A 19,283-nucleotide genomic window follows, 5' to 3' on the forward strand; every position below is an offset into this window, starting at 1 on the left:
TTGGGTGAACGGCAGCCGCTCTGCGGCTCTCCCCCCCTTGTGGGGGAGATGGCCGGCAGGCCAGAGAGGGAAATACGGCAAGACAAAAGCTGCCTGGGGAGGCACCGACATGACACGGGAAAAGATCTATCTCTTCGACACCACGCTGCGTGACGGCCAGCAGACGCCGGGTATCGATTTTTCCGTCGAGGACAAGATTGCCATCTCCACGCTGCTCGATAATTTCGGCATCGATTACGTCGAGGGCGGCTATCCGGGAGCAAACCCCACCGATACGGCCTTCTTTGCGCAAAAGCGTACGCAGACCGCAAAATTCACCGCCTTCGGCATGACCAAGCGGGCGGGCATTTCGGCTGCCAATGATCCGGGGCTTGCAACGCTTCTGCAATCGAAAAGCGATGCCATCTGTCTTGTGGCGAAAAGCTGGGATTATCACGTGCGCGTGGCGCTCGGCTGCACCAACGAGGAAAATCTCGGCTCGATCCGCGACAGCGTTGCTGCCGTCATCGCGTCCGGCCGCGAGGCGCTGATCGATTGCGAGCACTTTTTCGACGGCTACAAGGCCAATCCCGATTACGCGCTCGCCTGCGCGAAGGCGGCCTATGAGGCGGGCGCCCGCTGGGTGGTGCTCTGCGACACCAATGGCGGCAGCCAGCCGCAGGAGGTGCGCGACATCGTTTCTGCCGTCATCGCTGCCGGCATTCCCGGCACCTCGCTCGGCATCCACGCCCATGACGATACCGGCCAGGCCATCGCCAATTCGCTTGCCGCCGTCGAGGCCGGCGTGCGCCAGATCCAGGGCACGCTGAACGGCATCGGCGAGCGCTGCGGCAATGCCAATCTCATTACCCTGATCGCGACGCTTGCGCTGAAGGAAGCCTATGCCGAGCGCTTCGACACATCGATCGACCGCGAGCGGCTGAGCGGCCTTACCCGGCTGTCGCATGCCTTCGACGAACTGCTCAACCGCTCGCCCAACCATCAGGCGCCGTATGTCGGTGCCTCCGCCTTTGCCACCAAGGCTGGCATCCATGCCTCGGCACTGCTGAAGGACCCGCGCACCTACGAACATGTGCCGCCGGAAACGGTCGGCAATTTCCGCAAGGTGATGGTGTCGGATCAGGGCGGAAAGTCCAACTTCCTCAACGCCCTGAAGCGGCGCGGCATCGAGGTGGCCAAGGACGATCCGCGCCTCGATACGCTGATCACCATCGTCAAGGAGCGCGAGGCTGAAGGCTATGCCTATGAAGGGGCCGATGCGAGCTTTGAGCTTCTGGCACGCCGCACGCTCGGCACCATCCCGGATTTCTTCGCCATCGAAGGGTTTCGCGTCATGGTGGAGCGTCGGTTCGATGCCAATGGCCAGATGAAGACCGTCTCGGAAGCCGTGGTGCGCCTCGTGATCGATGGCGAACGGGTGATGTCGGTTGCCGAAGGCGATGGCCCGGTCAATGCGCTCGATCTGGCGCTGCGCAAGGATCTCGGCAAGTTCAACGCCGAAATCGTCGATCTGGAGCTGGTGGACTACAAGGTGCGTATCCTCAACGGCGGCACCGAGGCAATCACCCGCGTGCTCATCGAATCGACCGATGGCGAGGGCACCCGCTGGTGGACGGTCGGCGTATCGGAAAACATCATCGACGCCTCCTTCCAGGCGCTGATCGATTCCATCGTCTACAAGCTGATGAAGAACCGCCACATGGCCGGACGGCTGGCGGCGGAGTGACCAGTCAAGCGCCTGCCCCTGCGGCTTATTCACACCTGCGAATAGACGCTTCAGCGAAATGAATTGGTCAGCGGCCCGCTTGGGTCGTAGACGGACGTCACTGACGTGAAGGAATGACCAATCATGGCGACCGAAACCGCTCCACCCCAGGCTCAGACGGGCGACGCGCCACAGGGCTTTGCCTATGCGTTTGCCGCCTATGCGTTCTGGGGCGTCATGCCGCTGTACCTGAGGGCGCTCGGCCATATGCCGCCCTTCGAGGTGCTGGCGCACCGGATCCTGTGGTCTGTGCCTTTTGCGGCCCTTATCCTGCTCGTCACCCGCCGCTTCGGCGATATTCGCCGGGCGGTCAGTTCCCCGCGCACCATGGTCATGGCGACCGTCACCGCGCTGCTGATCACCGTCAACTGGCTCACCTACGTCTATGCCGTCGGCTCTGGCCAGGCGATCGAAGGAGCGCTCGGCTATTTCATCAATCCGCTGTTCAGCATCCTCCTGGGCGCCATCCTGCTCAAGGAACGATTGGCGCCGGTGCAGATGGCGGCCATTGCGCTCGCCTTCGTCGCCGTCGGCATCCTGACCTATGACGCAGGGCGCCTGCCCTGGATCTCGCTGACGCTGACCGTGAGCTGGGGTGCCTATTCCTTCCTGCGCAAGACGCTGCCGGTCGGCCCCAACCAGGGCTTCTTCCTGGAGGTGGCGCTGCTGTCGGTGCCCGCCCTTCCCTATGTCATCTGGCTTGAAATGAACGGCGTCGGGCACCTGACGCGCGGCACCGCCAGCGATGCGTGGCTTCTGGCGGCCGCGGGCCTCGTCACCTCGGTGCCGCTGATGCTCTATGCCAATGGTGCAAAACTGCTGCGCCTCTCCACCCTCGGCATCATGCAATATCTGACGCCGACCATCATTTTCCTCCTCGCGGTCTTCGTGTTCCACGAGCCGATGAACCCGGTCAAACTGTTTGCCTTCGCGCTGATCTGGGTGGCGCTTGCGCTCTATACCTGGTCGATGCTGCGTGCCTACCGCGCCCGCTGAGAAAGGAACTTTCGATGCGCATGACCGACATTCCCTTCGGCACCACTGACTGGACAACCATCACCCCCACGCAGCATGCCGGCGACACCGGCATGGCAAGCTGGCGTACCCAGACGTTTGGCGATATCCGCGTGCGCATGGTGGAGTATACGCCGGGCTATCTGGCAGACCACTGGTGCGAGAAGGGCCACATTCTGTTGTGCCTTTCCGGTGAACTGACGACGGAACTGGCCGATGGACGCATCTTCGTGCTGAAGCCCGGCATGAGCTATCAGGTGGCGGACGGGGCCGAGCCGCACCGCTCGTCGACAGAGATCGGCGCGACCCTGTTTATCGTGGATTAGCTCAAAGCTTCCCGATCACCGCTGGCGTGCCATCATCGACCGGGGCGTCGCCCTGCGCGTCGAGGATGGCCGGTACGATGTCTTCTACCGCGTCGATGACAAGCGGGCGTACCAGATTGGCGTTGTGGATGAAACCTTGCGCGCGCATGTGATCGACCAGTTCCAGCATCGGATCCCAGAAGCCGCCGATATTGGCAAACACCATCGGCTTGCGGTGGCGGCCGAGCTGGCCCCAAGTCATGATCTCGACGATTTCCTCCAGCGTGCCGATGCCGCCGGGAAGCGTGACGAAGGCATCGGCGCGCTCGAACATCGCATGTTTGCGCTCATGCATGTCCTTGGTGATGATCAGCTCGCTCAATTGTCCGAGAGAATGGCGCGTTGCCTCCATATCGACAAGAAATTCCGGAATGATGCCGGTAACCTTGCCGCCGTTCGACAGGGTGCCGGCCGCCACGGCACCCATGATGCCCTTGGTGCCGCCGCCGTAAACGAGTCGCAGACCATGGGCCGCGATGGATTTGCCCAAAGCCCGACCTGCCGCGACATAGGCGGGATCACGACCGGGCTGCGAGCCGCAGTAAACACAAATGGATCGAATTGGCACAAGAGTCTCCGTGATGCATGCGAGGCGGACGCAAAGCAGCGGTCCGCCCTGTAAAAGTGACGGGAAATCAAGTCCCGGGCAAGCGAAAAGGGCCTAAAAGCTTGTTAATACGGCATGAAACCTGTAATTCCGTGTTGTTTGGCGGGTTTCCGTCTGGAGAGGTCTGATAATGAAGAACCGCGCCGTCTGGCTGGCTATTTCCGCACTCGCGATTGCAACCCTGCTCATGGTTTTCTTCGTCATGCCGCGTCTGTCGACGAACGATCATCCGGTGGGCGAAGCCATCAACGATGCCGGACGCGAGATCAAGGAAGCGGTTAACGGACAGGCCGATGCGACCCGCGAGCTGGTCGATCCGACACCGGACACGCCGCCGGCCAAGGCGCCCGCAACGACGGCCAAAGGCGACGTGCCGGCAGAACCGAAGGCCGCCACAGCGTCCGCCGAGCTGAAGCCGTTGATCGTGCCGACCTTCGACGTGCTGCGCGTCGAACCGGACGGCACGGCCGTCATTGCCGGGCGCGCCGAACCCGAAGCCCGGCTTGACGTCAACGACCAGGCCCTGACGGTTGCCACCACGGCCGTGGACAAGGCCGGTGAATTCGTCGCCATCATCGACAAGCCGCTGGCCCCCGGTGACCATCAGCTGGTGCTGAAGGCAACCGCCAAGGATGGCCGCACGGTGATCTCCGAAGAAATCGCCACCATCTCCATTCCCGACAACAAGGCCGGCGAACTGCTGGCCATGGTAACCAAGCCCGGCGAGGCGAGCCGCCTGATGGCGGTGCCGAACATCAACCAGAAAACCAAGACGGAGCGCGTGGCGCTGTCTGCCGGCGATGCAACGGCAGCCCCCCAGGCGCCGGCTTCTTCAGCCACCGTGCCTGCCCCGGCCGCAGCACCTGCCCAACCGGCACCCTCCGGCACGAACGTGGCAACCGCTCCGATACCCGCGGCACCGGCCACCGCCCCTTCGGAAAAGCCGGCACTGCAGGTCAGCGCCGTCGAAATCGAAGGCGACCGCATTTTCGTCGCCGGCATTTCCAAGCCCGGTGCCAAGCTGAAGGGTTATGCCGACTCAAGCATCATCGGCGAAACGCTTGCCGGCGCCGACGGTCACTTCGTCATCGACGGAACCCTTTCTCTGACGGTTGGCCAGCACCGCATCGCGGTCGACCAGATCGGCCCGAACGGCCAGGTGATCGTGCGCGTCGAAGTGCCGTTCAACCGGCCGGCCGGCGATCAGGTGGCCGCCGTTGCAAGCCCGCTTGGCGCAACGAACAGCCTGTCGCCCATTGACGACGGCGCGTTTGATCGTCTGCGCAACGAGGTGTCGCGCGGCTTCGACCTCTTGCAGAAGCTCTATGCCAATGGCGCAACGCCGACGGACGAACAGGTGGCTGCTGCCCGCTCCTCGACCAGCATCGCGCTGCGTTCGCTGACCGAATACCGCCTACCGGCTGGCGCCGACGAAACGACGCGGATGATTGCCGACAACACCGTGCGTGAAGCGGCAGCCGCCCTCTCCGCACTCGACGCCCTGCCGCGCGATGTGGGCTCGGTTGGCGCCAAGCTCGGAACGATCGGCGAGATGATTGCCCGCGCCGTTGGCCCCATCCTGCCGAACGGCACCGTCGCACCGCTGCCGGCCGCAGCCGCTGAAGCACAGGTCGCGGCTGGCGCCCGCACCATTGCGCAGGCGCCGCTGACCCAGAGCGAGGCCTCCTCCGTCATCATCCGGCGCGGCGATACGCTGTGGCAGATCTCCCGCCGCGTCTATGGCGGCCAGGGCGTGCGCTACACCACGATCTATCTCGCCAACCAGGACCAGATCGCCAATCCCGACGTGATCCAGCCCGGCCAGATTTTTGGCGTGCCGAAAGAGGCGCTGCCGGACCCGGAAGCGGAAAAGATCCACCGCCAGCGCCTGAAGAAGGGCTGATCGGGAAACGACCGGCCGGCAGAGAGAGGATCTTTGCCGGCAAGGCCAAAGCTGCGTTGCAATGGCCGCCCATGCAGCCTATGTGCTGGTCTCCTTGCGGAGGCATTCATGGCAGACAGACGAAAGACCGTTGCGGCGGACACCAGCAATCCGCTGGCGACCATCGTGAACCTTTGGCCCTATATGTGGCCCGCCGACAGGCCGGACCTCAAGGCGCGCGTGGTCTGGGCAACGCTTCTGCTACTGGCGGCAAAATTCGTTCTGATCGGCGTGCCCTATTTCTTCAAATGGGCAACCGATGCGCTGAACGGCAAGCTGGACATGGCGGGCCTGGTGCCGGCCTTCCTGCTTGGCGCCGTGGTTCTGGTCATTGCCTATAACCTCACCCGCATCATCCAGCTTGGCCTCAACCAGCTGCGCGACGCGCTGTTTGCCAGCGTCGGGCAACATGCCGTTCGCCAGCTGGCCTACAAGACCTTCGTGCACATGCACCAGCTCTCGCTGCGCTTCCACCTGGAGCGCAAGACGGGCGGCCTGTCGCGCATCATCGAGCGCGGCACGAAGGGCATCGAGACCATCGTGCGCTTCACCATCCTCAATTCGGTGCCGACGCTGGTCGAATTCCTGCTGACGGCGGTGATCTTCTGGCTGTCCTACGGCTTTGCCTACGTGGCGGTGACGGCGGTGACGGTTGCGGCCTATATCTGGTTTACCATCCGTGCCAGCGACTGGCGCATTGCCATCCGCCGCTCGATGAATGCCAGCGACACCGACGCCAACACCAAGGCGATCGATTCGCTGCTCAACTTCGAAACGGTCAAATATTTCGGCAACGAGGACATGGAGGCGAGCCGCTTCGATGCCTCCATGGCACGTTACGAAAAAGCCGCCACGCAGGTCTGGACCTCGCTCGGCTGGCTGAACTTCGGCCAGGGCCTGATCTTCGGCGCCGGCACGACGGTGATGATGGTGATGTCGGCGCTTGCCGTGCAGCGCGGCACGCAGACGATCGGCGATTTCGTCTTCGTCAACGCGCTGCTCATTCAGCTCTCGGTGCCGCTCAATTTCATCGGTTTCGTCTATCGCGAAATCCGCCAGGGCCTGACTGATATCGAGCAGATGTTCGATCTGCTGGAGGTGGACGCCGAAGTCGTGGACCAGCCGGGCGCCGCACCGCTTGCCGTACGTGACGCCAGCATTGCCTTCCGCGACGTGCATTTCGCCTACGATCCGGAACGCCCGATCCTGAAGGGCATTTCCTTCGTGGTGCCGGCCGGCAAGACGGTCGCCATCGTCGGGCCGTCGGGCGCCGGTAAATCCACGATCTCGCGCCTGCTCTACCGGTTCTACGACGTGCAGCAGGGCTCCGTCGAGATCGACGGCCAGGACGTTCGCGACGTGACGCAAAAGAGCCTGCGCGCCACGATCGGCATGGTGCCGCAGGATACGGTTCTGTTCAACGACACGATTGCCTACAACATCCGCTACGGCCGCCTGAGCGCGACCGAAGAGGAAATGCTGGCGGCGGCAGACATTGCCCAGATCGGCCATTTCATCACCAGCCTGCCGGACGGGTTCCAGACCATGGTGGGCGAGCGCGGCCTCAAGCTGTCGGGCGGCGAAAAGCAGCGCGTGGCGATTGCCCGCACCGTCCTGAAAGCCCCGCCGATCCTCATTCTCGACGAGGCAACCTCGGCGCTCGATACGACGACGGAACAGGAAATCCAGGCGGCTCTCGAACTCGTGTCGAAAAACCGCACCACGCTGGTGATCGCCCACCGCCTGTCGACGGTCATCAATGCCGACGAGATCATCGTCCTGCGCCACGGCGAAATTGCCGAACGTGGCACGCATGCCGGCCTTCTTGACCAGAACGGCCTCTACGCCTCGATGTGGAACCGCCAGCGCGAGGCAACGCAGGCCGAGGAACACTTGCGCCAGGTGCGCGAAAGCGACGAAGAAGGCGTGGTGGTGCGCAAGACACCGGCGGTCTGAGGGGCGTCAATCGTTCCCTGGGGCTGCGGGCTCGGTCCTGTGTTCGGACGACTGGATGATGAGACCATGCTTGCCATCACCCGCTCGCTTGCGGTGTTTCTCGGCATCGGCTGAAAGGCGCGCCACGGAACCACATTGCTCCTGAAACGGTTTGCCTGTAGTCACCTAGGTTCGTGATCCAAGGCTGGACAATCTGGAGAGACACCCGTTGATCAATCTGTTCGACACCATTCGCAACACGCTCGTGCCGATCCACAAGGAAGGCTATATCTTCGTTATCGCCTTTTTCGTCGTATCTCTGGTCGCGGGCCTGATTGCGGCACCCCTGTTCTGGATCGGCCTCGTGCTGACGCTGTGGTGCGCCTATTTCTTCCGTGACCCCGAGCGCGTCGTTCCGCAGGATGACGACGTGATCATCAGCCCTGCCGATGGCCGCGTGTCCTCCGTTCAGATGGTGGTGCCGCCGGTGGAGCTTGATCTGGGAAGCGAGCCGATGCTGCGCATTTCCGTGTTCATGAACGTCTTCGACTGCCATGTGAACCGCGCGCCGGCGCGTGGCCGCGTGTCGCAGATCGTCTATCGCCCCGGCCAGTTCGTCAACGCGGAGCTCGACAAGGCAAGCGTCGACAACGAGCGCAACGGCATGGTCATCGAAACCAAGCACGGCAAGCTCGGCGTGGTGCAGATCGCAGGCCTCGTCGCCCGCCGTATCCTCTGCTTCGTGCATGCCAACGAGCCGCTCGATGCGGGCGAGCGTTTCGGCCTCATCCGCTTCGGCTCGCGTCTCGACGTCTATGTGCCGGAAGGTGGCCAGCCCCGCGTGTCACTCGGACAGCGCACCATCGGTGGCGAAACCGTGATTGCCGAATTCGGCTCGTTCAAGGGCCCGACCATCAGCCGCCGCAGCTGATAAAACCTGGAGAATGCCATGCAGCCGCTGGACGATCACCGCGACGCAGACCACGATGTGCATCCGAAAAGTGCCGAACACCGCACGGATGACGATGCGGCCCGTGGGCCTCGCCTGCGGGAAATTCCGCTGAGGCTTATGGTGCCGAACTTCATCACGGTTCTTGCCATCTGCGCGGGCCTCACCGGTATACGGCTCGCGTTTGAAAATCGATTCGAGCTCGCCGTCGCCATGGTTCTGCTGGCGGCCTTCCTCGACGGCATCGACGGGCGCGTGGCGCGGGCGCTGAAGGCCACGTCGAAATTCGGCGTGCAGATGGATTCGCTCGCCGACATCATCAATTTCGGCGTAGCCCCTGCCCTCGTTCTCTATGTCTTCGTGCTCGATCAGGTCGGCTCCATCGGCTGGATCGCCGCGCTCATCTATGCGATTGCCGCCGGCCTGCGTCTTGCCCGCTTCAACGTGATGGCGGATCGCGAATACAAGGCGAAATGGCAATCGGAATTCTTTGTCGGCGTTCCGGCGCCGATGGGCGCGCTTCTGGTTCTGCTGCCGGTCTATCTCGGCTTCTTGGGCCTCGAAACCAATCGCGGCATCGCCTGGTGCGCGACGGCCTATACCGTGCTGATCGGCTATCTTCTCGTCTCGCGCCTTCCCGTCTGGTCCGGCAAGTCGGAAACTCGTGTGCGCCGCGACCTCATGCTGCCGGTGATCCTGTGCGTCGTCATCTATGTCGCTTTGCTGATGAGCTATACGTGGCAGGTGCTTGCAGTGACTACAGTTGCCTATCTCCTGGTTCTGCCGTTCAGCGCGCGGGCCTGGAAGCGTCGCTACGGCACGCTCACCATCGAAGACGACCACGCCAACGTCTGATCCTCCGGCGGATCGCCGATACTGCTGCGTTGCAAGATCAGGTTGCAACGCAGCATAACTGCGCTTTTTCGACAACAGTTTCCCGCAAGCTCGCCGGTGCAGGATCACGTATGATCGGTTCGCGTGCGCAGCGCCAAATTTCCGCCCTGTTTTCTGCCGAGAGCCGCTGTGACGCACGGATGCGATCACGAAAAGTGCTTTATGGGGAAGGAAACCGACATGACTGAACAGAAGACCACCACGACGGCTGCCGCCAAGCAGGACCTGCATGCACCGCAGCGCCCGCTCGCCATCAAGGCCGTCGTTGCCGCAGCCCTGATGCTGAAGCGCACGACGCTGAAATCCGCCTGATCTGAAAAGGCCTCCGCCGGGGCATCAGAACAGCGAGAGCTGCCCGTCGCCCTTTTCGGGCGGCGCCGATTTCGGGGAAACGACCGGCATCACCGGCACCTGGATCTCAGGCCCCATATTGGCGACCTTGTTGACCCGGTCCGAGACCGGGATCATCTCGAACAGATCCTCCTGCGCCGGCGTCATCAGGTCGGCGACATCGCGCGGCTCCTGCGTCTTGCAATCGAGCCAGCGGGAAAAAGCCTGCGGATCGATCACCACCGGCATGCGATCATGGATCGTTCCGACCAGCCGGTTGGCCCGTGTCGTCAGGATCGCGGCGGTATCCACTTCCGAGCCGTCAGCGGAGGACCAGGTTTCCATGAGGCCGGCAAAGGCAATGAGACCGCCCTGCTTGGGGCGAATGTAATAGGCCTGCGCCTTGCCGCCCTCGTCCTTTTGAGGCCTGTGCCATTCGTAAAAGCCGGTTGCCGGAATGAGCACGCGGCGATGGCGCATGGCGGCGCGAAACGAGGCCTTGCCGATGGCGGTTTCGGCCCGGGCATTGATGAGAAGCGGAAACTCCTTCGGATCCTTCACCCAGCCGGGCAGGAAACCCCAGCGGGCAAGCACGGCCTGGCGCGCTGGAAGATTGCTGCCGGGCACCTGTCGATCCGTGGCCATGACGAGAAGAATCGGCTGCGTCGGCGCGATATTGTAGCGCCGGGGAAAATCGTCGATCTCGATGACGCTCAGGAATTCGAGGATCTCGTCCGGCGTCGCGGTCAGGGCGTAGCGTCCACACATGCTCTGTTGATCGCACCCGAAGACGGAGGCGTCAAGCAAAGGGGACCGTCAGCAATGTCAGCTGCTGCGCGGCGCAAACAGGATAACGGCGCAGCCGATGAGGCAGAGTGCGCCGCCTGCGAGGTCGAACCGGTCGGGCGCCTTGCCTTCCACCAGATAGAGCCACAGGAGCGAAGCGGCCACATAGAGGCCACCATAGGCGGCAAAGGTGCGCCCTGCCGCATTGCTATCGACCAGCGAGAGCAGCCAGGCAAACAGAACCAGAAACAGCAGGCCGGGCGCCAGCCACCACGCCGGTTTCTCCAGCCGCCACCAGGCGTAGAAGGCAAAGCAGCCGGAAATTTCCGCAAAGGCTGCAAGGACGAAGAGGAAGGTGCTTTTCATGGACGACAGTCGTTGCAGAGCGCGGCTGCTTGCGCAAGACGCGTCAGCCGGTCAAGGTGGCACTATGACGATGACTGACAAGACCGCACACCTTCCCCGCCCGCGCGCGGCCTCCTCCGCCATTCTGGAACGGGAGGGCCGCTATCTCCTGATCCGGCGACGCAATCCGCCCTCGGCTGATCTGTTTGCCTTTCCGGGCGGACGAGCCGAGCCCGGAGAGACGCCGGCTGACACAGCAGTGCGGGAATTTTTCGAGGAAACCGGAATCATGGCCCGCGAGCCGGAGCTGTTTGCCACCTATGACCTGGAAACCCGCGACACCTCCGGTGCGTTGCAAAGCCATTTCTTTCTGTCGGTTTTTCGGGTGAAGGCCGATGCGGATCGCGCGGCGATTGCCGCCGATGACGCTGCCGACGCCGGCTGGTTCACGCTGGAGGAGATCCGTGCGCTGCCGGTGCCAGAGAGCGTGCTGGATTGCGTCGAACGGCTGGCCGCGCAGCGCAAACTCCCCTCCGCGTCTTGATAGACCCATGGCGCGCCTCACCGGGAACATCATGATATTGAAAGCCTTTTGCCGCCCGATCCTGCCGTCTCTGCTCCTGAGCCTTGCCCTCGCCTGTCCTGCATCGCTTCTGCCGGCAACTTCCATTGCGGCGCCGGCGCAGAAGAAGGGCGCCGAATCGCAGCCCATAAGCCCGCCGCAACAGCCCGTGGAGCGGCCGGCGCCCTATGATGCGCAACTGCTGCGGCTTGCGGAAATCCTCGGCTCCGTCCAATACCTGCGCACGCTGTGCGCCTCCGATTCGGATGAGTGGCGGGCATCGATGCAGTCTTTGCTGGACGCGGAAACCGGCGCGGAACCCAAGCGGCGCGAGCGACTGACGGCGGCCTTCAACCGCGGATATCGGGCGTTTGCTGCGGTGCACAGTACCTGTACCCCGGCTGCCCGGGTTGCGGAAGAACGCTACCGTAACGAAGGTGCAACACTGTCGGGCGAAATTGCTGCACGCTACGGAAATTAGGCTTTTATTTACCTCTTTCGCGCTGGGGGCGTGTGGTTTTGATAAAAGGCTGCTAGTGTTGTTAACGTGCCGGTAACAACGGACACCCCTTGCAAGAGGAATACACATGCAGACAGCGCGCAACGACATCGACGACATGATTGTGCACGAGAAGATGCAGGCGGCGCTCGAATACCAGAATGAAGCCTGGGCCGACGGACGTGCAGACGGCATCGAGCCGGAGATCATTGCCGACGCAGCCATCGCGCTCGCCATGCGGGAAACCATCCGCATTCACGGCGAAGACGGCGCGGAAGCCATGCTGGAATCGCTGCGCGCGCGCATGCTTGCCGGCGAATTCTCCCCTGAGCGTACCGTTCAGTAAGCGTAAGGGCCGGGCACGCATGGTGCTCGCATCCCGTTCTTGCGAATCATGCCACCCACGGCCCAAGCCCGAAGAAACCGAGGCTTTTTCCATGAAGACCCAAGCGGCGAAGATTGCTCGCCCCTCAGCCCTGCAGATGGCGCTGGCTGCGGCAGGCGTTCTGCTGTCCGTGACCGTCGTAACGGACACCGCCTTTGCCCTGTCCGGCGCAAGCGTGACGGAGGCAAGCGGCCCCGCGCCGGCCGCCGGAACCGGTTCAGGCGCTGACCCGGCCTCCGGGCCGTTATCGAACCCGCCGGGCAATGGTGCCGCCGCCCCTGAGGCCGCGCCCCAGGATGCGCAGGCGGCAACGCCGGCACCGGCAGAGATCATTCGCGACCTCGAGCTTCTTCCCGAACCGGTGAAGGCCGCCCGGCGCGCGCTTGTCGAAGCGGCAACCTCCGGCGAGTTCGAACGCCTGCGTCCGCTGGTGCATTTCGACGTGGACCAGATGCGCCAGCTCGGTGCCGATGGCGCCGACGCGCTCGATGCGCTGAAAAGCCTGTCGGGCGATCCGGAAGGGCTGGAAATCCTCGCCATCATGCTGGATCTTCTGCAGACGGGTGCCGCCCGTATCAATGCCGGCACGCCGGACGAGATGTATGTCTGGCCCTATTTCGTCGGCAAGCCGCTCGATACGCTGTCGGCGCCCGAGCGCGTCGAACTCCTGCGGATCATCACCGCGGGTGATCTCGCCGCCATGGAAGAGACCAACAATTACAACTTCTACCGGCTTGGCATTACGCCTTCCGGCGAATGGAAGATGTTTACCGGCGGCGATTGAGCCGCAGGTTCGCTCCGCGCACCAGACCCGGCTCCGCCTCGGCCTGCCGGCATTTTGAAAAATGTCGGCGGCGCTGTATGTCTGGAAGGCAGAACCAGACAGGATTGCCATGACCACCGCCACTCTCTTCACCCGCCGCCTGATCCGCATCGAAGGTGCCGACGCGCAGTCGTTCCTGCAGGGCATCGTCACCACCGATATCGACGGGCTTGCCGAAGGCGAGGCCCGGCCCGGCGCGCTTTTGACGCCGCAGGGCAAGATCCTCTTCGATTTCATTATCTGGCGCGCCGATGGCGGTTTCCTGGTGGAATGCGATCAGGCGCTCTCAGAGGCATTTTTGCGCCGGCTGACGATGTACCGGCTGCGGGCTGCGGTAACCCTTACGCAGGAGGAGGCAAGCGTTAGCGTCACCTGGGGAGAAGCGGCAGACTCTGCGGCAGGCGTGACCGACATGGCATTTGCCAAGGCCGGCCGTCTTCTGAAGCGCGCACCCATCGCCCTGGTCGAAGCGGCCGATGCGGAGAGCGAAGCAGCCTATGATGCGGTGCGCATCGAGGCAGGCCTTGCCCAGTCTGCCAAGGATTATGCCCTGCAGGATGCCTTTCCGCACGATATCCTGCTGGATCTCGATGGCGGCCTGTCCTTCCGCAAGGGCTGCTATGTCGGCCAGGAAGTGGTCTCGCGCATGCAGCACCGGGGCACGGCCCGCCGGCGTCTGGTGAAGGTCACGGCGACAACCGACCTTCCGGCGACCGGCACGGAGCTTTTCGCCGGCGGCAAGCCGCTTGGCACGCTCGGAACCGTGGTCGGCGGCAAGGGGCTTGCCATTGTGCGCACCGATCGGGTGGGCGATGCGCTGTCTTCGGACCTGCCGATCCTTGCCGGCGATGTCGCCGTCGATCTTGCGCTGCCGGCCTGGACCGGCCTCTCCTTCCCGACGGGCGCAGCCGAGGCGGACGCGTGACCACCACTCCGTCTCCTTCCGTGCGCGCCTGGCAACGCATGCTGTCGGGCCGCCGTCTCGATCTTCTCGACCCCTCGCCGCTCGATGTGGAAATCAGCGACATCGCCCATGGCCTTGCGCGCGTGGCGCGCTGGAACGGCCAGACGCGCGGCGACCACGCCTTTTCGGTGGCCCAGCACAGCCTGATGGTGGAGACGATCTTTCGCGAGGCAAATCCGAGTGCTTCCGCCTGTGACCTGATGATGGCGCTTTTGCACGACGCGCCGGAATATGTGATCGGCGACATGATCTCGCCGTTCAAGGCCGTGGTCGGCGGCGGCTACAAGGTGGTGGAGAAGCGGCTGGAGGCGGCCGTGCATCTGCGCTTCGGCCTTTCGGCCCATCCGAGCCGCGATCTGAAGGCGCGCATCAAGAAGGCCGATACGGTGGCGGCCTTTTTCGAAGCAACCGAGCTTGCCGGATTTTCCGTTGCCGAGGCGAGGAAATTCTTTGGCCTGCCGCGCGGCATCACCCGCGACCGGCTGCCGGTCGAACCGATGGCGGCGACCGAAGCGCAGGCACGGTTCCTCGAGCGTTTTCACGCGCTCGATGCGCTTCGTCCAAGGGCCACGACACCATGACCGGCATCGTCGTTGGTCCACTTGAGAAGATCGCGGAGCTTGCCGTGCGCCACAAGGCGCGCGAGATGGTGAGCCTGATCGCCGAGGGCCATGATTTTCACCGCCCCGGCGTCATCCGCGCCGAGCGACACCTGACCCTTGCGATGAACGACATAACGTTTGCCGGCACCGGCAATCTGGTGGCGCCGAGCGAGCGGCATGTGACCGACCTCATCGCCTTTGCCCGGGACTGGGACCGCACCGCCCCGCTCCTCGTCCATTGCTGGATGGGCGTGTCACGCTCGCCGGCCGCCGCGGTGATCGCAGCACTGGCGGTCGATCCGGATCAGGATGAATTTGAACTTGCCGCGCGCCTGCGCTCGGTTGCACCGCACGCCACCCCCAATACGCGTCTTATCGAGATCGGCGACCGCGCCCTTCAGCGCGACGGCCGCCTGACGGCCGCGATAAAATCCATCGGGCGTGGTGCCGAAACGGACGGGCGGGCAAGCTTCGTCCTGCCGCTTTAACGCCCGAAGAGGTGCGGCAGCCTGCATCCTCAGAACTTGACCTTGCCGGCGCTGGCGCCAGTTATGTTTCGTCTAGCAAGATGGAGCAGTTTCACGCATGGACGAACAGGCCTCGCAAATCGTGGTCGCCACACAGGCGGCCCTCGCACAGCTTTCGGCGCTTGCCGTGCAGTATTCCTTTTCGGTGATCGGGGCGGTGGTGCTGCTGGCCATCGGCTGGTTTGCATCGGGCATGCTGAGCCGCTGGGCGCGGGAAGGCCTCGGCAAGATCCACGGCATCGATGCGACGCTTGCGCAGTTCTTCTCCAATATCATCCGCTATGCGATCCTGGTCATCGTTCTCGTGATGGTGCTCGGCCAGTTCGGCGTGCAGACCGCCTCGATCCTGGCGGCCCTCGGCGCCATCGGCCTTGCAATCGGTCTTGCCCTGCAAGGCACGCTGCAGAATATCGCCGCCGGCATCATGCTTCTGGTGCTGCGGCCCTTTCGCATTGGCGAATACATCGAAACCGGCAATGTCAGCGGCACCATTGTCGATGTCGGCCTTTTTGCCACGGAACTGAAAACCGCAGAGGGCGTCTACCGGCTGGCGCCCAACCAGACGCTGTGGAACGTGCCCATTACCAATTACAGCCGCCTGCCGAACCGCCGCAACGATATCAGCATCGCAACCAACGACACCCTGACCATCGAGAAAGCGCAAAAGATCCTGATCGGGACGGCCGAGGCGGATGACCGCGTGCTGAAGGCCCCGGCGCCCACCGTCTTCGTCGCCGAATTCGGTGAGACCTCCGCCACCGTCACCCTGCGCTACTGGAGCAAGAGCCGCGACTGGTGGACCGTCAGCCGCGACCTTTCCCAGGCGGTGAAATTCGCGCTCGACCGCGAGCGCGGTGTGGGCAAGGTGCAGGTGGACAATCACGCAGACGGCGGTAACGGCTGAGAGCCGCCCGCCGCACAGGCAGTTTCCCAATCGCTTCTACTGCGCCATCGTCGAGCGATGCGCCCAGCCGGTCATGCGGCGCTCCAGAAGAGCCATCAGCGCATACATGACGATGCCTTCGACGGCGAGCATCAGCAGGCCGGCAAAGACCAGCGGCACGTTGAACTGGCTCTGCGCCGAACTCATCATGTTGCCGAGGCCGTAATTGGAGGCCACCGTCTCCGACACGACGGAGCCGACGAAGGCGAGCGTGATGGCGATCTTCAGCGAGCCGAAGAAATAGGGCATGGAGCGGGGAATGCCGACCTTCAGCATGATATCCATCTTGCGGGCGCCAAGCGCGCGCAGCACGTCTTCCGTCTCCGGCTCGATGGTGGCAAGGCCGGTCGCCACATTGACGACGATGGGGAAGAAGGAAATCAGGAAGGCCGTCAGCACGGCCGGCACTGTGCCGATGCCGAACCAGATGACGAGGATCGGCACCAGCGCCACCTTGGGGATGGCGTTGAAGCCAATCATCAGCGGATAGAGCCCCGCATAGATCGTCTTCGACCAGCCGATGAAGAGGCCGATGGCAAGGCCCGCCACCACGGCAATCGCAAAGCCGACCGTCGTGGTGTAGAGCGTCTGCAGGGAATTCTTCCAGATCGGCGACCAGTATTGCACGATCGCCTGGAACACCCGCGTCGGCGACGGCAGAATGGTGAGCGGCATGTCGAGCGCCAGTACCAGGAGTTCCCAGAGAAGGAACAGCGCCAGCGTATAAAGGAAAGGGGCGGCGCGCACCCAGTTGATGCGCGCGAGAAGCGGCTTCTTCGCAACGGGCGTGACGGCGGTTTCGATGATGCTGGTCATGCCACAGCCCTCGCCTTGGCTATTTCGCCGTGCAATTCATGCACCATGTCGTTGAATTCGGTCTGATACATGATGTCGAGGTCGCGCGGGCGCTGGAATGGAACGCGGTGCTCCTTCAGGATGCGGCCGGGCCGTGCGCTCATTACGAAAATCGTGTCGGCCAGGAACACCGCCTCGCGCAGATCATGGGTGACCAGCACAATGGTCACCCCCTGCGCGGCATGGAGGTCGCGGATGACGCACCAGAGTTCCTCGCGCGTGAAGGCATCGAGCGCGCCGAAGGGTTCGTCCAGCATCAGGAGATCCGGCTCGTGGATCAGCGCCCGGCAGAGATTGGCGCGCTGCTGCATGCCGCCCGATAACTGCCAGGGAAATTTCTGGCCAAAGCCCTTGAGGCCGACCGTTTCCAGGAGGTGTTCGGCCTTTTCGACATATTCCTTCTTGTTCGCCCGCAGGCGATGGCGATGCCGTTCGACGATTTCGAGCGGCAGGAGAATGTTGTCGAGCGTGGTGCGCCACGGCAGCATGGTCGGGTTCTGAAACGCCATGCCGACGATGGACACTGGCTTCGTCACCTGGGCGCCAGCCACCACCACGACACCGGTTTGGGGAATATGCAGGCCGGTCACAAGCTTCATGAGCGTGGATTTTCCGCAGCCGGAGGGACCGACGACGGCAGCAAACTCGCCCTTGTCGACGCGCATGGTGAGGCCGGAGACGGCAAGCGTGCCATCGGCACCGCCATAGCGCATGTCGACCTGATCGATGGAAACGAGATGGGACATGTGTTCTCCGTCCGTGATCGTGCGGGGGGGGGCAGCAAGACCCCCTCTGGCCTGCCGGCCATCTCCCCCACAAGGGGGGAGATAAGGCGTGGCACCGTCCAAACCCGTCATGCAGACTTACGTCAGATGGCTACGCAAGGACCGTGCGGCAGGGTAAGCCCCTCCCCCTTGTGGGGAGGGGTTTGGGGAGGGGTCTTGGTTCAAGGCAGCATGCGCTCGGCCTTGGCCGGCAGGTAGCTGGCATCGAACACCTGCTCGGCCTTGACCGCGCCCTTGAGGCCCATCGACACTTTCAGCGTCTCGATGGAGGCAGCAAGACGTGCCGGATCGACGCCGCCGAATCCGTTTTCGACGACATAGGGCGTCTTGATGTTCATGGCGTTCGCCATGTTGAGGCGTTCGAGTTCGATCGCGCTGTCGAGCGTCTCGTTGCGCTTCAGGACGGCGGCGACACCCTCTTCAGGCTTGGCGACGGAGGCGATGAAGCCCTTGGTCAGCGCCTTCAGGAAGCCCTTGACGGCCTCCGGATTCTTGGCGGCGAAATCGGAGTTCACCAGAACTGCGTTGCCATAGAGGTTGAGGCCATGCTCGGCCATCAGGATGGTGGCGATATCCTCGTCCTTGATGCCCTGCTTCTTGAGGTTGAGGATCACCGAGAAGGCAAAGCCGAAGACGGCATCGACATCGCCCTTGGCGAGCATTGGTTCGCGCACCGGAAAGCCGATCGATTCGATCTTGATCTTGCTGTCGTCGATCTTGGCGACCTGCTTGAAGGCCTTCCACTGGGCAAAGGCGCCATCCGGCGGCGGTGCGCCGAGCTTCTTGCCTTCCAGCGATTTCGGATCGGTGGTGATCCCGAGCGACTTGCGGCCGACAACCGCAAAGGTCGGGCGCTCATAGACCATCAGCACGGCCTTGATCTTCTGGCTCGGGTCCTCGTCGAGGAACTTGATCAGGGAGTTGATGTCGCCAAAGCCCATCTGATAGGCGCCGGTTGCGACGCGCGGAATGGCCTCCACCGAGCCGTTTCCGCTATCGATCGTCACATCAAGGCCTTCCGCCTTGAAATACCCCTTGTCGAGCGCCAGCAGGAAGCCGGCGGCCGGGCCTTCGAATTTCCAGTCGAGCGTGAACTTGATCGCCGTATCGGCATGCGCCGGCGCGGAAAATCCGGTGGCAAGCGCCAAGGCGGCAATGGCCGGAAGGCGGGTAAAGAGGCGGCGCGTGATCATTGAGTGTTTCCCCCTGGAATGATGCGGATGCACGCCATCAAAGCCAGTCTTTCGCCGAGTTGCAAGTCGAAATTGCACATAATATGATCACGACAACTTGCCTGCGCATCCTTTGGGCAGTCTGCCCGCAAGCACTCCGGAACCTGCCCACATATTAAGCCAGCGGCGCACCAGACCGGCATCAACAGCGCCGGCCTTCCCTTTATCGGCGCG

Annotated in this window: 22 protein-coding genes; 16 read left to right on the plus strand and 6 right to left on the minus strand. The window is 63.2% G+C overall.

Annotation, left to right across the window (positions count from 1 at the left end; all coding sequences use genetic code 11):
• The first annotated feature begins 109 nt into the window (after nt 1-109).
• The 3 genes from cimA to ACEXP3_RS01230 all read left to right on the plus strand — a co-directional run bounded on the left by cimA (nt 110) and on the right by ACEXP3_RS01230 (nt 3,105).
• Nucleotides 110-1,726 (plus strand): citramalate synthase, encoded by a 1,617-nt coding sequence (gene cimA / locus ACEXP3_RS01220; RefSeq protein WP_377295625.1) that lies wholly within the window; start codon nt 110-112, stop codon nt 1,724-1,726.
• Between the two features lie 123 nt (nt 1,727-1,849).
• Nucleotides 1,850-2,761: an EamA family transporter RarD gene (gene rarD / locus ACEXP3_RS01225; protein WP_377295626.1), complete on the plus strand. Its 912-nt coding sequence runs from the start codon at nt 1,850-1,852 to the stop codon at nt 2,759-2,761.
• A gap of 14 nt (nt 2,762-2,775) precedes the next feature.
• Complete coding sequence (locus ACEXP3_RS01230) at nt 2,776-3,105, plus strand: DHCW motif cupin fold protein (protein ID WP_377295627.1); 330 nt, start codon at nt 2,776-2,778, stop codon at nt 3,103-3,105.
• A 1-nt stretch (nt 3,106) separates the two neighbouring features.
• Here the strand turns inward: ACEXP3_RS01230 and ACEXP3_RS01235 are convergent, their stop codons facing one another.
• Nucleotides 3,107-3,727 (minus strand): LOG family protein, encoded by a 621-nt coding sequence (locus ACEXP3_RS01235; protein WP_377296055.1) that lies wholly within the window; start codon nt 3,725-3,727, stop codon nt 3,107-3,109.
• 154 nt (nt 3,728-3,881) lie between these two features.
• Here ACEXP3_RS01235 and ACEXP3_RS01240 point away from each other — a divergent pair, with 154 nt between their 5' ends.
• The 5 genes from ACEXP3_RS01240 (at nt 3,882) to ACEXP3_RS01260 (ending at nt 9,783) form a co-directional block, all read left to right on the plus strand.
• Nucleotides 3,882-5,654, plus strand: a complete 1,773-nt coding sequence (locus ACEXP3_RS01240) for a LysM peptidoglycan-binding domain-containing protein (protein ID WP_377295628.1) — start codon at nt 3,882-3,884, stop codon at nt 5,652-5,654.
• Nucleotides 5,655-5,762: 108 nt separating this feature from the next.
• Entirely contained in the window at nt 5,763-7,649 is a 1,887-nt protein-coding gene (locus ACEXP3_RS01245; protein WP_377295629.1) for an ABCB family ABC transporter ATP-binding protein/permease, read from the plus strand.
• A gap of 211 nt (nt 7,650-7,860) precedes the next feature.
• Entirely contained in the window at nt 7,861-8,559 is a 699-nt protein-coding gene (locus ACEXP3_RS01250; RefSeq protein ID WP_210104082.1) for a phosphatidylserine decarboxylase, read from the plus strand.
• Between the two features lie 18 nt (nt 8,560-8,577).
• Nucleotides 8,578-9,432, plus strand: coding sequence for a CDP-diacylglycerol--serine O-phosphatidyltransferase (gene pssA / locus ACEXP3_RS01255; RefSeq protein WP_377295630.1), 855 nt, complete (start codon nt 8,578-8,580; stop codon nt 9,430-9,432).
• Nucleotides 9,433-9,651: 219 nt separating this feature from the next.
• Entirely contained in the window at nt 9,652-9,783 is a 132-nt protein-coding gene (locus tag ACEXP3_RS01260; protein WP_281067709.1) for a hypothetical protein, read from the plus strand.
• 24 nt (nt 9,784-9,807) lie between these two features.
• On the opposite strand, the gene ACEXP3_RS01265 is transcribed toward ACEXP3_RS01260, so the two are convergent.
• Both ACEXP3_RS01265 and ACEXP3_RS01270 read right to left on the minus strand, forming a co-directional pair.
• Nucleotides 9,808-10,569: an SOS response-associated peptidase gene (locus tag ACEXP3_RS01265; protein WP_377295631.1), complete on the minus strand. Its 762-nt coding sequence runs from the start codon at nt 10,567-10,569 to the stop codon at nt 9,808-9,810.
• 57 nt (nt 10,570-10,626) lie between these two features.
• Nucleotides 10,627-10,953 (minus strand): YnfA family protein, encoded by a 327-nt coding sequence (locus ACEXP3_RS01270; protein ID WP_210103009.1) that lies wholly within the window; start codon nt 10,951-10,953, stop codon nt 10,627-10,629.
• 70 nt (nt 10,954-11,023) lie between these two features.
• Here ACEXP3_RS01270 and ACEXP3_RS01275 point away from each other — a divergent pair, with 70 nt between their 5' ends.
• From ACEXP3_RS01275 to ACEXP3_RS01310, 8 genes are all read left to right on the plus strand, one after another.
• Nucleotides 11,024-11,476 carry an NUDIX hydrolase gene (locus ACEXP3_RS01275; RefSeq protein ID WP_377295632.1) on the plus strand — a complete coding sequence of 151 codons (453 nt, stop codon included), beginning with the start codon at nt 11,024-11,026 and terminating at the stop codon, nt 11,474-11,476.
• Between the two features lie 7 nt (nt 11,477-11,483).
• Nucleotides 11,484-11,975: a TIGR02301 family protein gene (locus tag ACEXP3_RS01280; protein WP_377295633.1), complete on the plus strand. Its 492-nt coding sequence runs from the start codon at nt 11,484-11,486 to the stop codon at nt 11,973-11,975.
• A 106-nt stretch (nt 11,976-12,081) separates the two neighbouring features.
• Nucleotides 12,082-12,339: a hypothetical protein gene (locus ACEXP3_RS01285; RefSeq protein WP_137132827.1), complete on the plus strand. Its 258-nt coding sequence runs from the start codon at nt 12,082-12,084 to the stop codon at nt 12,337-12,339.
• A 91-nt stretch (nt 12,340-12,430) separates the two neighbouring features.
• On the plus strand, nt 12,431-13,162 hold the full coding sequence (locus tag ACEXP3_RS01290; protein ID WP_377295635.1) for a hypothetical protein: 732 nt from the start codon (nt 12,431-12,433) through the stop codon (nt 13,160-13,162).
• A 109-nt stretch (nt 13,163-13,271) separates the two neighbouring features.
• Nucleotides 13,272-14,126, plus strand: coding sequence for a CAF17-like 4Fe-4S cluster assembly/insertion protein YgfZ (gene ygfZ, locus ACEXP3_RS01295; RefSeq protein ID WP_377295636.1), 855 nt, complete (start codon nt 13,272-13,274; stop codon nt 14,124-14,126).
• Between the two features lie 38 nt (nt 14,127-14,164).
• Nucleotides 14,165-14,746, plus strand: a complete 582-nt coding sequence (locus tag ACEXP3_RS01300) for an HD domain-containing protein (RefSeq protein WP_377296056.1) — start codon at nt 14,165-14,167, stop codon at nt 14,744-14,746.
• Nucleotides 14,743-15,255 (plus strand): tyrosine phosphatase family protein, encoded by a 513-nt coding sequence (locus ACEXP3_RS01305; protein ID WP_377295637.1) that lies wholly within the window; start codon nt 14,743-14,745, stop codon nt 15,253-15,255. The genes ACEXP3_RS01300 and ACEXP3_RS01305 overlap by 4 nt, the downstream gene beginning before the upstream one ends.
• Before the next feature lie 97 nt (nt 15,256-15,352).
• Nucleotides 15,353-16,198, plus strand: a complete 846-nt coding sequence (locus tag ACEXP3_RS01310; RefSeq protein WP_377295638.1) for a mechanosensitive ion channel family protein — start codon at nt 15,353-15,355, stop codon at nt 16,196-16,198.
• A gap of 36 nt (nt 16,199-16,234) precedes the next feature.
• Here the strand turns inward: ACEXP3_RS01310 and ACEXP3_RS01315 are convergent, their stop codons facing one another.
• The 3 genes from ACEXP3_RS01315 to ACEXP3_RS01325 all read right to left on the minus strand — a co-directional run bounded on the left by ACEXP3_RS01315 (nt 16,235) and on the right by ACEXP3_RS01325 (nt 19,070).
• Nucleotides 16,235-17,053, minus strand: a complete 819-nt coding sequence (locus ACEXP3_RS01315; protein ID WP_377295639.1) for an ABC transporter permease — start codon at nt 17,051-17,053, stop codon at nt 16,235-16,237.
• On the minus strand, nt 17,050-17,838 hold the full coding sequence (locus tag ACEXP3_RS01320) for an ABC transporter ATP-binding protein (RefSeq protein ID WP_210103014.1): 789 nt from the start codon (nt 17,836-17,838) through the stop codon (nt 17,050-17,052). Before ACEXP3_RS01320 ends, ACEXP3_RS01315 begins: the two co-directional genes overlap by 4 nt.
• Nucleotides 17,839-18,038: 200 nt before the next feature.
• Nucleotides 18,039-19,070: an ABC transporter substrate-binding protein gene (locus ACEXP3_RS01325; protein WP_377295640.1), complete on the minus strand. Its 1,032-nt coding sequence runs from the start codon at nt 19,068-19,070 to the stop codon at nt 18,039-18,041.
• Nucleotides 19,071-19,283: the final 213 nt, after the last annotated feature.

The organism is Neorhizobium fuzhouense, assembly GCF_042611105.1.
Lineage (GTDB): Bacteria > Pseudomonadota > Alphaproteobacteria > Rhizobiales > Rhizobiaceae > Neorhizobium > Neorhizobium galegae_A.

Excerpts from the sequence above, each read along its gene's own strand:
- cimA (WP_377295625.1), top strand. The coding sequence starts at position 110 with ATGACACGGGAAAAGATCTATCTCTTCGACACCACGCTGCGTGACGGC.
- rarD (WP_377295626.1), top strand. The coding sequence starts at position 1,850 with ATGGCGACCGAAACCGCTCCACCCCAGGCTCAGACGGGCGACGCGCCA.
- ACEXP3_RS01230 (WP_377295627.1), top strand. The coding sequence starts at position 2,776 with ATGCGCATGACCGACATTCCCTTCGGCACCACTGACTGGACAACCATC.
- ACEXP3_RS01240 (WP_377295628.1), top strand. The coding sequence starts at position 3,882 with ATGAAGAACCGCGCCGTCTGGCTGGCTATTTCCGCACTCGCGATTGCA.
- ACEXP3_RS01245 (WP_377295629.1), top strand. The coding sequence starts at position 5,763 with ATGGCAGACAGACGAAAGACCGTTGCGGCGGACACCAGCAATCCGCTG.
- pssA (WP_377295630.1), top strand. The coding sequence starts at position 8,578 with ATGCAGCCGCTGGACGATCACCGCGACGCAGACCACGATGTGCATCCG.
- ACEXP3_RS01260 (WP_281067709.1), top strand. The coding sequence starts at position 9,652 with ATGACTGAACAGAAGACCACCACGACGGCTGCCGCCAAGCAGGACCTG.
- ACEXP3_RS01265 (WP_377295631.1), bottom strand. The coding sequence starts at position 10,569 with ATGTGTGGACGCTACGCCCTGACCGCGACGCCGGACGAGATCCTCGAA.
- ACEXP3_RS01270 (WP_210103009.1), bottom strand. The coding sequence starts at position 10,953 with ATGAAAAGCACCTTCCTCTTCGTCCTTGCAGCCTTTGCGGAAATTTCC.
- ACEXP3_RS01275 (WP_377295632.1), top strand. The coding sequence starts at position 11,024 with ATGACTGACAAGACCGCACACCTTCCCCGCCCGCGCGCGGCCTCCTCC.
- ACEXP3_RS01280 (WP_377295633.1), top strand. The coding sequence starts at position 11,484 with ATGGCGCGCCTCACCGGGAACATCATGATATTGAAAGCCTTTTGCCGC.
- ACEXP3_RS01285 (WP_137132827.1), top strand. The coding sequence starts at position 12,082 with ATGCAGACAGCGCGCAACGACATCGACGACATGATTGTGCACGAGAAG.
- ACEXP3_RS01290 (WP_377295635.1), top strand. The coding sequence starts at position 12,431 with ATGAAGACCCAAGCGGCGAAGATTGCTCGCCCCTCAGCCCTGCAGATG.
- ygfZ (WP_377295636.1), top strand. The coding sequence starts at position 13,272 with ATGACCACCGCCACTCTCTTCACCCGCCGCCTGATCCGCATCGAAGGT.
- ACEXP3_RS01300 (WP_377296056.1), top strand. The coding sequence starts at position 14,165 with ATGCTGTCGGGCCGCCGTCTCGATCTTCTCGACCCCTCGCCGCTCGAT.
- ACEXP3_RS01305 (WP_377295637.1), top strand. The coding sequence starts at position 14,743 with ATGACCGGCATCGTCGTTGGTCCACTTGAGAAGATCGCGGAGCTTGCC.
- ACEXP3_RS01310 (WP_377295638.1), top strand. The coding sequence starts at position 15,353 with ATGGACGAACAGGCCTCGCAAATCGTGGTCGCCACACAGGCGGCCCTC.
- ACEXP3_RS01315 (WP_377295639.1), bottom strand. The coding sequence starts at position 17,053 with ATGACCAGCATCATCGAAACCGCCGTCACGCCCGTTGCGAAGAAGCCG.
- ACEXP3_RS01320 (WP_210103014.1), bottom strand. The coding sequence starts at position 17,838 with ATGTCCCATCTCGTTTCCATCGATCAGGTCGACATGCGCTATGGCGGT.
- ACEXP3_RS01325 (WP_377295640.1), bottom strand. The coding sequence starts at position 19,070 with ATGATCACGCGCCGCCTCTTTACCCGCCTTCCGGCCATTGCCGCCTTG.